We start from the raw sequence: 12866 nt of genomic DNA, 5'->3' as shown, positions 1-12866 counted from the left end.
CTACGCAAATTTAATAAAATAAAGATATCTGAATCAATGTAAAAATAAATACGCAAGCCTGAATTACTGTTTAATTCCTGTACAACTGGGGTGGAGTGCTTGCTTTTACACAATATATATCCCAGAAGTGTCCTGTAACACATGCTCCTGACGGGGCGGGAAGCAACAGGGCGGGAAACAGCTTGCGCTGGTACACAAAGTGTGCTAAAATGACGAAAGAATTTATAGAATAAAGAGGTCATGATCGATGAAATTAGGTATTGTGGGGCTTCCCAATGTGGGAAAGAGTACCCTTTTTAATTCTTTGACCAAAGCCGGGGCGGAGTCTGCTAACTATCCGTTCTGTACGATTGATCCTAATGTGGGAATAGTACCGGTTCCGGATCAGCGGATTCAGCTTTTGGGAGATTTTTATCATTCAAAGAAGGTGACGCCGGCCGTTGTGGAATTTGTGGATATTGCGGGGCTGGTCAAAGGAGCTTCCAAGGGCGAGGGACTGGGGAACCAGTTTCTGGCCAACATCCGGGAGGTAGATGCAATCGTTCATGTAGTGCGCTGCTTTGAAGATGAGAATGTGGTGCATGTGGATGGGAACATCAATCCGTTGAGAGATATTGAGACGATTGATCTGGAGCTGATTTTTGCCGATCTGGAAGTTCTGGAGAGGAGAATGTCCAAGACCGGTAAGAGCGCCCGGATGGACAAGACTGCGGCGAAGGAATTCGCCATGCAGGAGCGGCTGAAGCAGCATCTGGAGGACGGGAAGGACGCGATTCTTTTTGAACTGGAGAGTGAAGATGAGGAAAGCTGGTTTGCTGAATATAACCTGCTGACGGCCAAACCGGTCATTTATGCAGCGAATGTCAGTGAAGATGATCTGGCGGACGATGGGGTATCAAACGGGAATGTGCAGGCTGTCCGGGAGTATGCTGCAGAGCACGGCAGTGAAGTGTTCGTGATCTGCGCGGAGATTGAGGCGGAAATCTCAGAACTGGACGATGATGAGAAGCAGGAGTTCCTGGAAGATCTGGGACTGGCGGAGTCAGGCCTGGACAAGCTGATCGAAGCCAGCTACCGCACGCTGGGTCTCATGAGCTTTCTGACCAGCGGGGAGGACGAGACCCGTGCATGGACCATTAAGGTGGGTACGAAAGCGCCCCAGGCTGCAGGTAAGATTCATACGGATTTTGAGAGAGGTTTTATCAAAGCCGAGGTGGTGAATTATCAAGATCTTCTGGATGCCGGTTCTTATGCGGGAGCCAGAGAAAAGGGCCTTGTACGGATGGAAGGAAAAGATTATGTGGTTCGGGATGGAGATGTAATATTGTTCCGGTTCAACGTATAAAAATAAGAGCACTGTCTGAGAAAATATTTTTCAGGCGGTGTTTTTTTACTTTTCATGATTGAGGAGTGGAAGAAATGAGGTGGGCCCGCCCACTTGATTCATGGCAAAAAATGTAGGCCAAATCCGACATTTTTTGCAGCGGACACCACATCTTGTGGTAGACATAAAATAATTTTGCAGGTATTGTGTAGGAGGGGAAATGCGGAGTCATTTTCCCTCCTTTTGTGCCCGCAAATGCCCGTAAATGGAGGATTTTACCAATAAATATTAAATGTGAATTTTCAAAAAAAGTATTGATCTTTTAGGGCTGATGGGATAGAATAGGGACATAAGTGGTAGAAAGTGGTGAATAGTGGTGGTAAATGGAGGGAATGTGGCAGTTCTCTCCATACCACTCAGAAAGTGGAGGAGGGGAGCCCTTCACTTTTGCTAAAGAGGGAAATGCTTATGTTCATGGGAGAGTATAGTCATTCAATCGATGCGAAGGGCAGATTGATCATACCGTCCAGGTTCAGAGACGAATTGGGAGATGATTTCGTACTGACGAAGGGACTGGATGGTTGTCTTTCGATTTACCCGCAGAATGAATGGGAAGCCTTTGAACAAAAGCTCCGCGCCCTGCCACTTACAAGTAAAAATGCTAGAACTTTTACCCGGTTTTTTGTTGCGAGTGCAGCACCGTGTGAACTGGACAAGCAGGGGAGAATTCTCGTACCGGCGACGCTGCGGGAATATGCTGGTCTGGAGAAGGATGTGGTGCTGACGGGCAACATCAACCGGATTGAGATCTGGAGTAAGCGCAAATGGAGCGAAAACAGCAATTATGATGATATGGATGCCATTGCAGAAGGGCTGCAGGATATGGGCATCACCATCTGAGGCTGAGTGCTCCGGAGACAGGAGCCTTAAGTCTATGGAGTTTAAACATGCATCCGTATTGCTGGAAGAGACCATTGAAAATCTAAAGGTAAAACCTGATGGGATCTATGTGGACGGCACCCTTGGCGGCGGCGGACATGCCCTGGAGGTTTGCAGGCGATTATCTGCCACGGGGAGATTTATAGGAATAGATCAAGATGAGGATGCAATCGCTGCTGCGCGCGGACGTCTGAGGGAGTATGAAGAACAGGTGACGATCCTGCGCAGCAACTATTGCAACATGGTCGGCGAACTGAAAGCAAGGGGTATTCAGGCCGTTGACGGGATCCTGCTGGATCTGGGGGTATCCTCCTACCAGCTGGATAATGCTGACCGGGGATTTACGTACCGGGAGGACGCGCCTCTTGACATGCGTATGGACAGAAGACAGGCGCGCACTGCTTATGAGATCGTAAATACCTACGGTGAAAGTGAGCTGTATCGAGTCATACGGGATTATGGCGAAGAAAAATTTGCGAAAAATATTGCGAAGCATATTTGTTTGGAAAGGGAGAAGAAGCCGGTTTCAACGACTGGGGAGCTGATTGAAATCATTAAGGCTTCTATTCCGGCAAAAATGCGGGCAACGGGCGGTCATCCGGCCAAGAGAACGTTTCAGGCCCTGAGGATTGAGGTAAATCAGGAACTGGAGGTTCTCGAAACTTCACTGGACGGCATGATTGATTTTTTGGGAGATGGCGGCAGGCTTTGTGTGATCACCTTCCATTCACTGGAGGATCGCATCGTAAAAAACATTTTCAGAAGGAACGAGCATCCGTGTACCTGTCCGCCGGAATTTCCGGTGTGTGTATGCGGAAAGAAGTCCAAAGGATTTGTAGTAACCAGAAAACCCATAGTACCAACAGAAGAAGAAATCAAGGCCAACAAGCGCTCAAAAAGTTCAAAGCTGAGGGTCTTTGAGCGAAAGAGGGAGTAACGGCGGACGGGAGATTTTTTTATGGCTAGAGCAGCAAGAAGGGTAAATTCACGTTCGGAAAAATCAAGGATACAGAATTATGAAGACGGCAATGCAGTAAGGCAGATATATGAGCTACCGGAAGAGGAATATGAGAGCCGGCGCTCTGCGAAGCCAAGGGTCAGCACCCAGGTCAGGAAAAACCGTGTGCGTGCCAGAAATATAAGCGTAGGATACGTCATGTTTCTGGCGGTCATTTGTGTGGCAACGCTGTTTTTATGTGTGAACTATCTGCAGATGAAGGCAACACTCACGACTCAGAATGAGACGATCGCGTCCATGGAGAGCCAGCTGAGCAAATTGAAGGCAGACAACGATGCTTATTATAACCAGGCAATGGCTTCCGTCACACTGGAAGATGTGAAGGATGCCGCCCTGAACAGGCTGGGCATGCATTATGCTACGGAGTCCCAGATACAATATTATGACACCACTGAGAACAGCTATGTAAGGCAGTATCAGAATGTGCCCAATGAATAATAGCTGTAACCGGATACAAAGCGGGTGAACGTGTGAAAAGTAACAGGGAAAAAAGACGTCAGGCGAAGATGCGCGGGCGGAAAATAAGCGGCAGAATGAGTAAAAAGCTGGTAGGATTGTTTGTTGCAGTCATACTGGCTTTAGTCGGTTTATCCATCCGTATCACTTATATCAACGCCACAGACGGTGAACAATATAAAAGAATTGTGCTGAGCCAGACACAGCAGCAGTACGAGAGCCGGGTGATCCCATTTCAGAGAGGCGATATCCTGGACAGGAACGGGACGATTCTGGCCACCAGTGAAAAGGTCTATAATGTGATTCTGGACTGCAAGGTAGTGAATGATATCAGCAAGGATAAAGAGGGCAAAGACGTCCAGAAATATCTGGAGCCTACGGTAAAAGCCCTGGTAAAAGTGCTGGGCTTAGAGGAAAAGGAGATCCGGAGCAGGCTGGAAAATGAAGAGACGAGGAACAGCCAGTATCAGATCCTGAAATCGGACCTTTCAATAACTGAAAAGAAAAAGTTTGAAGAATACCTGGCGGAAGCAGAGGACGAGGAGTCGGAGCTTTCAGATGAAGAGAGGCTGGAACGCCAGAATGTAAAAGGAATCTGGTTTGAAGAGGATTATCTGCGTGTATATCCCATGAATTCACTGGCCTGTGACCTGATTGGATTTACTTATTCGGGAAACGTGGCGGACTGGGGGATTGAAGGCTATTATTCCAGCGTGCTGAACGGTGTGAACGGCCGTCAATACGGGTATTTTAATACGGATGCGGATGTGGAGCAGACGATTATATCGCCGGTGGATGGCAAGAATGTGGTTTCAACAATCGATGTAAATGTGCAGCAGATCATCCGGAGCGCTCTGGAGACTTACCAGACGGAAATGGCCGCAGGGCCCAACGGGACGAAGGGAGCCCAAAATGTTGGCGTAATCGTTATGAATCCCAATAACGGTGAAATCCTTGGAATGGATTCTTCTGACTGGTATGACCTGAATGACCCAAGAGATCTGACTCCTTTCTATACCCAGGAAGAGATCAATGCCATGGACAATGAAGCCATGCTGGAGAATCTCAACAATATCTGGAGAAATTACTGTGTGTCCGATGCTTTTGAGCCTGGTTCCACGGTAAAACCCATGACGGCGGCAGCAGCGCTGGACACGGGCTCGATCAACACGGCGGAAGGCTTTTACTGTGACGGCTATGAAATGGTCGCCAATCAAAGAATCCGCTGCTCTATTTTCCCGGATGAGCACGGGGAACAGACGGTGGGAGACGCTCTGGTGCACTCCTGTAATGACGCCATGATGCAGATCGCGGCAAAGACGGGCAGTGAGAATTTCCTCCGTTACCAGGACATTTTTAATTTTGGATCTAAGACCGGGATTGACCTGCCGGGTGAAAATTCCGGAATTTTGCATACGGCTGACAGCATGGGCGAAGCGGAATTGGCTACGGCGGCGTTTGGACAGGGCTTCACCTGCACGATGGTTCAGGAGGCGGCAGCCTTTTCCTCTGTCATTAACGGCGGATATTATTATAAGCCCCATGTGGTCAGTGCGATCACCGACAGCCAGGGAGCCGTGGTTCAGGTGGTTGACAGTGTGCTGGAACGCCAGACGGTTTCGTCTGCGGTCAGCGACGCCATCAGAAAGGATCTGGGCGGTGTTGTGGAAGAAGGCGGAACGGGTACGGATGCCAAGGTAGAGGGCTACAGCATGGGCGGAAAGACAGGTACGGCTCAGAAAATCCCGAGGGACAGCGGTAAATATCTGGTTTCCTATATCGGATTTGCGCCTCTGGACGATCCTCAGGTGGTAGTCTACGTGGTGGTGGACGAGCCGAATGCGGCGGATCAGGGCAGCAGCGTATATGCCCAGAAAATCGCTAAGAATATTTTCACCGAGCTATTGCCATATATGAATATATTTCCCGATGAGGGAACGGCTGAAGGAGGAAACGGCGGAGGGGCGCCGGAGCAGGGCGTTTCTGATCCCGGTGTGCCGGAGCCGCCGGCCAGCCAGCCGGATGAATCGGTGGTAAACGGAGGAAACGGACTTCTGAGCGACGGGATCAGCAACAATGACCAGAAGCTGACAGAGTAAAAGAACTGAAGTGCAGGAACGCACTTTTGCATAACTCCGCAGAGCCTGCCATATAGTAGAATGACAGGTTCTGTGGGGTTTTTTATGCGGAAAAATAAGACATCCAATAAAAAGAAGGTAGTGGTCATCTTCTTCCTCTGCGCCGGCCTTCTGCTGGTGCTGGCAGGGCGTCTGGTCTATCTGATGGTTTTCCGTTCGGATTACTATTCAGAGAAGGCAGATGACCTCCACGAAAGAGAGAGGGATATAAAAGCGGCCCGCGGTAAAATACTGGACGCCAACGGGACGGTGCTTGCGGCCAATAAGACAGTTTGCACGATTTCCGTCATACACAGCCAGGTAAAAGAGCCGGAAAAGGTGATCGCCATGCTGGTAAAAGAGCTGGGTATCACAGAAGAAGCGGCGCGGAAACGGGTGGAAAAAAGATCCTCCATTGAGAGAGTAAAAACCAACGTGGAGAAGGACGTGGGCGACCGCATCCGGGCCTATGGTTTTGCCGGAGTTAAAGTGGATGAGGATTTTAAACGGTATTATCCCTATGATGAACTGGCGTCCAAGGTGCTGGGGTTCACCGGCGGCGATAATCAGGGCATCATTGGTCTGGAGGTGAAGTATGATGAGATACTTCAGGGGATTAACGGGAAAATTCTGACCACCACTGACGCCAGGGGGATCGAACTGTCAGAGATCGGGGAAAGCAGAGTGGAGCCGATTGCCGGGTATAATCTGCAGATCAGCCTGGATATGAACATACAGGAATACTGTCAGCAGGCAGCTCTGAAGGTAATGGAGGAAAAGCAGGCAGACAGCGTTTCTGTGCTGCTGATGAATCCTCAGAACGGTGAGATTTATGCCTGTGTCAATGTGCCGGAGTTCAATCTGAACGAGCCGTTCACTTTGAATACTGATGTGGATACATCAGGAATGACCGATGAAGAGGTGCAGGATCTGCGGAACAGAATGTGGCGGAATGCCTGTATCAATGATACATATGAGCCAGGTTCCACGTTCAAGATCATCACTATGTCTGCGGGGCTGGAGGAGGGCGTCGTGACGCCGCAGGATACTTTTTCCTGTCCGGGATATAAGATCGTCGAGGACCGGAGAATCCATTGCCATAAAAGGGCCGGGCATGGGGCGGAAACCTTTGTCCAGGGCGCCCAGAACTCCTGTAATCCTGTTTTTATCGAAGTGGGTCTGCGCCTGGGTGTGGATAATTATTACAAATACTTTGAACAGTTCGGGCTGCTCACTAAGACGGGGATAGATCTGCCGGGTGAAGCCGCTACGATCATGCACAAGAAGGAGAATATCGGCCAGGTGGAGCTCGCGACGATTTCTTTTGGCCAGAGTTTTCAGATCACGCCGATCCAGCTTGCTACGACAGTCAGCTCACTGATTAACGGCGGGACCAGAGTAACCCCTCATTTTGGTGTCCAGGTGATGGATGATGACGGAAATCTGGTAAAAACCTTAAAATACGATACCAAGAAAAATATAATTTCTGAGGAGACTTCAGAAACCGTGCGGACGATCCTGGAGACGGTTGTGTCCGAGGGGTCCGGCAAAAACGCATATATTGAAGGATACACGATTGGAGGCAAGACGGCTACTTCACAGACATTGCCCAGAAGCGCCAACAAATATATATCCTCATTCCTGGGATTTACGCCGGCTGAGAATCCAACGGTACTTGGATTACTGGTGATTAATAATCCACAGGGAGTATATTATGGAGGAACGATAGCGGCGCCTGTCATGAAAGATATCTTTGAAAACGTGCTGCCTTATCTGGGAATAGAAAAGGCGGAAGTGCCGGATGCTGAACCGTCTGAAGAGGCACAAAACAGTTGATTATTAAATAGAAAAGCTATATACTGTTACGTGTGTGAAATACCCTGCACAGGCAGAGTATTTCACCCCGCGGACAGCCGCCGGCCGGTTCATGTGGAGCAGCGGAGGCTGCTTCCTGCCGTTTTAAGGGGCGGATTCCGGTCTGCAGGAGAATGTGTCTTATGAGGCACGGGCAATACATATGTATACTCTGGAATATGAAAATGGTTGGGGAATCTCGCGGGAATAAATACGATTATGAGTACTGATAAGAGGTGGATTATGGATTTGACTTTTGTGGTTCCGGTTTTAATTTCTTTCGCTGTCAGCGTGGCTCTCGGCCCGGTGATCATACCTTTTTTGAGACGGCTGAAGATGGGGCAGACTGAGAGAAAGGAAGGGGTGCAGTCCCATCTGAAGAAGGCGGGGACTCCGACGATGGGAGGTTTGATTTTTCTCATCGCGACGACAGTGACTTCACTGTTTTTTGTCAGGGATTATCCGAAGATTGTCCCGATCCTGTTCCTTACGCTGGGATTTGGGCTGATCGGATTTTTGGATGACTACCTGAAGGTGGTGCTGAAGAGGTCTGACGGACTTCTGGCCTGGCAGAAGCTGCTGTGTCAGTTCGTGGTGACCGGCATTTTTGCTTTTTACATGATACGCTATACGGATGTTACGCTGGAGCTGCTGCTCCCGTTCTCCGGCGGTAAGGCCCTGGATATCGGCTGGCTTGCCATTCCGCTGCTGTTTATCGTGGTTCTGGCGGTTGTCAACGGCGTGAATTTTACCGATGGCCTGGACGGCCTTGCTTCCAGCGTGACTGTAATGGTAGCCGTATTCTTTACGGTGGTCGCAGTGGGGCAGAAAAGCGGGATATCACCGATTACCTGCGCGGTTGTGGGGAGCCTCCTGGGCTTTTTACTGTTTAACGTATTTCCGGCCAAGGTTTTTATGGGAGACACGGGTTCTCTGGCTCTGGGCGGCTTCGTGGCAGGTACGGCGTATATGCTGAACATGCCGCTGTTTATACCGATTGTGGGGCTTATCTATGCCGTTGAGCTTCTGTCTGTTGTGCTTCAGGTGACCTACTTTAAGGCGACTCATGGGAAACGCCTCTTTAAGATGTCTCCGATCCACCATCACTTTGAGCTGTGCGGATGGTCAGAGACCCGCATTGTGGCGGTTTTTTCGATCATCACGGCACTGCTCTGCCTGGTGGCGCTGATGGGTATTTAAGGAAGACAGATAGTTAAGAGGAGGACAAGCAGCTATGGATTGGAAGGATAAAAAAGTGCTGGTATTTGGCTCGGGCAAAAGTGGAACCGGAGCCTGTGAGCTTTTGATAAAGGAAGGAGCGCGGCCGGTCATCTACGACGGGAACGGTGAGCTTTCCAAACAGGAGATTCTGAATAAACTGAGTGAGCCGCAGCGGGCAGAGGTGGTTCTGGGTGAATTCCCGGAGGAGATGATACGGGAGCTGTCGTTGGTGATCATGAGTCCGGGCGTGCCCTGTGACCTGCCGGTGGTCAGAAAATTTAAAGATTCCGGCCTGCCGGTTTGGGGAGAAATCGAACTGGCCTACAGGCTGGGCAAGGGAAAAGTGCTAGCTGTGACTGGAACCAATGGAAAAACCACCACCACGGCCCTTCTCGGACAGATCATGAGAGACTACTGTCCGGAAGTATACGTGGTTGGAAATATCGGGACCCCCTATACCGGTGTGGTGCCGGAGCAGACAGAGAATGCGGTGACCGTTGCTGAGATCAGCAGCTTCCAGCTGGAGACAATCGATACCTTCCATCCGGAAGCAAGCGCGATCACGAATATCACGGAGGATCATCTGAACCGCCACCATACGATGGAAGAATATATCCGGGTAAAAGAGCTGATTGTAAAAAACCAGACAGAAGAGGATGTATGTGTCCTGAACTACGAGGATGATGTCCTGAGGGAATTTGGAAAAGCCATCCGCCCGAAGGCCATATATTTCTCAAGCAGAAGAGTTCTGGATCGGGGGATTTACCTGGAAGGCGGCGAAATAAAGATTTCTAATGGAAAAACAGTTACCTCAGTGGTGCGCACCGGCGATCTGAAGCTTCTGGGGCTTCATAATTATGAAAATGTCATGGCAGCTGTTGCAATGGCCAGCCATGCTGGTGTTCCCCTGGCCAGCATACGGAAAACCATCTGCAGTTTTGCAGGAGTAGAACACAGGATCGAATATGTGGCGGAAAAAGACGGCGTCAAATACTATAACGATTCCAAGGGGACCAACCCGGACGCTGCCATAAAAGGTATACAGGCCATGAACCGGCCCACTGTGCTGATTGGGGGCGGTTTTGATAAGGAATCCTCCTATGAGGAGTGGATTAACAGCTTCGACGGCAAAGTAAAAGACCTGGTTCTGATCGGCCAGACCAGGGAGAAAATCGCGAAAGCAGCCATTGCCTGCGGTTTTCCGGAGGAGCATATCCTATTCTGTGAGAACCTGGAAGAAGCGGTGAGGACCTGCGCCGCAAAGGCAAAAAGCGGAGACGCAGTGCTGCTGTCGCCGGCTTGTGCGAGCTGGGGGCAGTTTGACAATTATGAACAGAGAGGCGATAAATTCAAAGAGTATGTGAAGCAACTTTAAATATGGGTTTGTGGCGAGGGGGGAGCCAAAGACATCCCCTTCCCGCCCAATTAGAAGCAAAATACATATTTTGGGGGTTGGGTTAATAGGATAGGATAAAGAATTAAGGCCGGGCCATGTGATGAAAAAAACAGATAGCCGGAAGGTTGACGGCACTCTTTTGATACTTGTGTTGATCCTGGTGATTTGCGGGCTGGTGCTTTTGTACAGTACCAGTGCGTATAACGGACGGGTGAAATTTAATGATCCTGCCTATTATTTTAAGAAGCAGATTTTTGCTACGGCGCTGGGGGTGCTGGGGATGTATGTGGTTGCGAAGATGGACTACCACAATATCCTTAAGTATGCTCCGGCTCTGTATCTGGTCGCGCTGGGGCTGTCTACGGCTGTGTTGTTTTTTGGCCAGGAATATAATGGCTCTAAGAGATGGCTGTCTCTGGGGCCGCTGTCATTTCAGCCCTCGGAATTTGCCAAGGTGGCTGTGATTCTGTTTCTGGCATGGGTGATCGAAAGGACGAGGCGGAAAACCACTAGCTTTCTGTTTATGGTTTTGGTTCTGGTCAGCATTCTTCCGATTGTGGGTTTGGTCGGATCGAACAATCTGAGCACGGCAATTATTGTTCTGGGGGTGGGAATAATCACCATATTTGTCTCTAATCCCAGATATCTGCCATTTTTCTGGATTGGAGGCGCCGGGATAGGGTTTATCGCGGTGTTTCTGAGTGTAGAAAGCTACCGGATGGAGCGTCTGGCGATCTGGAAGAATCCGGAGGCTTTTGATAAGGGGTTTCAGACGATTCAGGGGCTTTATGCGATAGGCAGCGGAGGGATTTTCGGAAAAGGGCTGGGAAGCTCGCTGCAGAAGCTGGGATTTGTGCCGGAAGCGCAGAACGATATGATATTCTCTATCATCTGCGAGGAGCTGGGGCTCGTGGGGGCGATTTTGGTCATGCTGGTGTTTGCCCTGCTGATCTGGCGCCTGATGGTGATTTCTACGCATGCGCCGGATCTGTGCGGGGCGCTGATCGCGGCCGGTATCATGGGACATATAGCAATTCAGGTTATCTTAAATATTGCCGTGGTGACAAACTCAATTCCTAATACTGGTATTACGCTTCCATTTATCAGCTATGGAGGAACCTCGGTTGTGTTCCTTCTGGGAGAGATGGGGCTGGCTCTTTCGGTATCCAGGAATCAGGGCTTTTATCTGGAAAGGTGATAACAGTCCCGTCCGGGGGTTCCTGTGTGGCAAATTCCGGAAGCCTGCATATGATAATATGAGAAGGTGTACGGGAGAGCGGACGGTGGATCTATATCAAATGGAAGGCGGATATCCCCTGTCGGGAAATGTCCGGATACAAGGATCAAAAAATGCGGTTCTGCCCATGATGGCTGCCGCCCTTCTGCAGCGGGGAACCGTAGTATTTCATCATTGTCCCAGAATCGCAGACGTATGGTGTATGGAAGAAATTCTAAAATCTGTAGGCGCCAGAACCAGATGGTGCAGGGATAGCCTTTTGATAGACTGCAGCAATATATATTCGGGCGAAATTCCGGGAGCGTATGCGGATAAAATGCGCTCCTCTGTTTTTTTACTGGGCAGTTTTCTTCCCAGATACGGGCAGATTTCAATCAGTTATCCGGGCGGATGTACGATTGGCCGGAGGCCGATCGATCTTCACCTGGCAGTGCTTAAGGCTCTGGGGGTGGAGATCTATGAGGATAGCTGCGGCCTTCATGCCCGTGCGGGAAAGCTGACGGGGTGCCGGTACTGTTTTCCGAGAATCAGCGTAGGGGCCACTGAGAACGCCGTGATGGCGGCAGTTGTGGCGGCGGGAGTGACTTGCCTGTCCAATTGCGCCAGAGAACCGGAAATTATCCATCTCTGCCATTTCCTGCGGGCCATGGGTGCCAGGATTAAAGGAGAGGGAACCGGAGAAATCCTCATTAAAGGCGTATGCCGGCTGCATCCGGCTGAATTTTCGGTGCCTTCCGACCGGATCGTGGCAGGTACGTATCTGTTTGCCGGCGCCGCGACCAGGGGAAAGGTTGCCCTGGAGAGTGCTCCGGTAGAGGAGATGGAGGCTGTCCTGGGCGTATATCAGAAAATGGGTGGACAATATCAAGTGAAAAGTGGTACACTAGTTACGGACAGCAGCCGCGTGAGAAAGGCTGTTCCTTTTCTGGAAACTGCAGGATATCCGGGATTTCCGACGGATCTTCAGTCACCGCTGGCAGCAGTGTGCGCTACGCTGGAGGGAAGCAGCAGGATCCGGGAGACGATTTTTGAGGATCGTTATAAAGCGGCTATGCAGATGCGGAAAATGGGCGCCGATATCCAAAAGTGCGGCGATGTGCTGGAGATAAAGGGCGGAAGCCTGCACGGTGCCTGTGTGAGCGCCGAGGATCTGAGAGGCGGCGCCGCTCTGGTTGTGGCCGGTCTGGCAGCCGAGGGCAGCACTGAGATTGATGAGCTGACCTATATTGACCGGGGCTATGAGCATATAGAAAAAGACATTACTCTGCTGGGAGGAAGAATCAGCAGGATATACAGGAGTTAAG

The 12866-nt window shown here is 50.2% G+C and carries 10 protein-coding genes; all 10 read left to right on the top strand.

Annotated features, from left to right (window positions below; all coding sequences use genetic code 11):
- The first annotated feature begins 247 nt into the window (after window positions 1-247).
- The 10 genes from ychF (at window position 248) to murA (ending at window position 12865) form a co-directional block, all read left to right on the top strand.
- The gene (ychF, locus tag H9Q79_RS10755; RefSeq protein ID WP_249328269.1) at window positions 248-1345 is read left to right on the top strand and encodes a redox-regulated ATPase YchF; all 1098 of its coding nucleotides are present in this window, start codon (window positions 248-250) and stop codon (window positions 1343-1345) included.
- Between the two features lie 447 nt (window positions 1346-1792).
- Window positions 1793-2224 (top strand): division/cell wall cluster transcriptional repressor MraZ, encoded by a 432-nt coding sequence (mraZ, locus tag H9Q79_RS10750; RefSeq protein WP_118647989.1) that lies wholly within the window; start codon window positions 1793-1795, stop codon window positions 2222-2224.
- Between the two features lie 34 nt (window positions 2225-2258).
- On the top strand, window positions 2259-3200 hold the full coding sequence (rsmH, locus tag H9Q79_RS10745; RefSeq protein ID WP_249328268.1) for a 16S rRNA (cytosine(1402)-N(4))-methyltransferase RsmH: 942 nt from the start codon (window positions 2259-2261) through the stop codon (window positions 3198-3200).
- A 21-nt stretch (window positions 3201-3221) separates the two neighbouring features.
- On the top strand, window positions 3222-3719 hold the full coding sequence (locus tag H9Q79_RS10740) for a hypothetical protein (protein ID WP_249328267.1): 498 nt from the start codon (window positions 3222-3224) through the stop codon (window positions 3717-3719).
- A 32-nt stretch (window positions 3720-3751) separates the two neighbouring features.
- Entirely contained in the window at window positions 3752-5836 is a 2085-nt protein-coding gene (locus H9Q79_RS10735; protein ID WP_249328266.1) for a peptidoglycan D,D-transpeptidase FtsI family protein, read from the top strand.
- 84 nt (window positions 5837-5920) lie between these two features.
- Window positions 5921-7690: a peptidoglycan D,D-transpeptidase FtsI family protein gene (locus tag H9Q79_RS10730; protein WP_249328265.1), complete on the top strand. Its 1770-nt coding sequence runs from the start codon at window positions 5921-5923 to the stop codon at window positions 7688-7690.
- A gap of 261 nt (window positions 7691-7951) precedes the next feature.
- Window positions 7952-8908, top strand: coding sequence for a phospho-N-acetylmuramoyl-pentapeptide-transferase (mraY, locus tag H9Q79_RS10725; RefSeq protein WP_118647993.1), 957 nt, complete (start codon window positions 7952-7954; stop codon window positions 8906-8908).
- Window positions 8909-8942: 34 nt separating this feature from the next.
- The gene (gene murD, locus H9Q79_RS10720) at window positions 8943-10304 is read left to right on the top strand and encodes a UDP-N-acetylmuramoyl-L-alanine--D-glutamate ligase (RefSeq protein ID WP_249328264.1); all 1362 of its coding nucleotides are present in this window, start codon (window positions 8943-8945) and stop codon (window positions 10302-10304) included.
- Window positions 10305-10425: 121 nt separating this feature from the next.
- Complete coding sequence (locus tag H9Q79_RS10715) at window positions 10426-11523, top strand: FtsW/RodA/SpoVE family cell cycle protein (protein WP_249328263.1); 1098 nt, start codon at window positions 10426-10428, stop codon at window positions 11521-11523.
- Window positions 11524-11608: 85 nt separating this feature from the next.
- Complete coding sequence (gene murA / locus H9Q79_RS10710) at window positions 11609-12865, top strand: UDP-N-acetylglucosamine 1-carboxyvinyltransferase (RefSeq protein ID WP_249328262.1); 1257 nt, start codon at window positions 11609-11611, stop codon at window positions 12863-12865.
- The last annotated feature ends 1 nt before the right edge of the window (window position 12866 follow it).

This window comes from Wansuia hejianensis (assembly GCF_014337215.1).
GTDB classification, from domain to species: domain Bacteria; phylum Bacillota; class Clostridia; order Lachnospirales; family Lachnospiraceae; genus Scatomonas; species Scatomonas hejianensis.
Note: the sequence above shows the minus strand (reverse complement) of the source record. Positions and strands in the feature narration are given on the sequence as shown.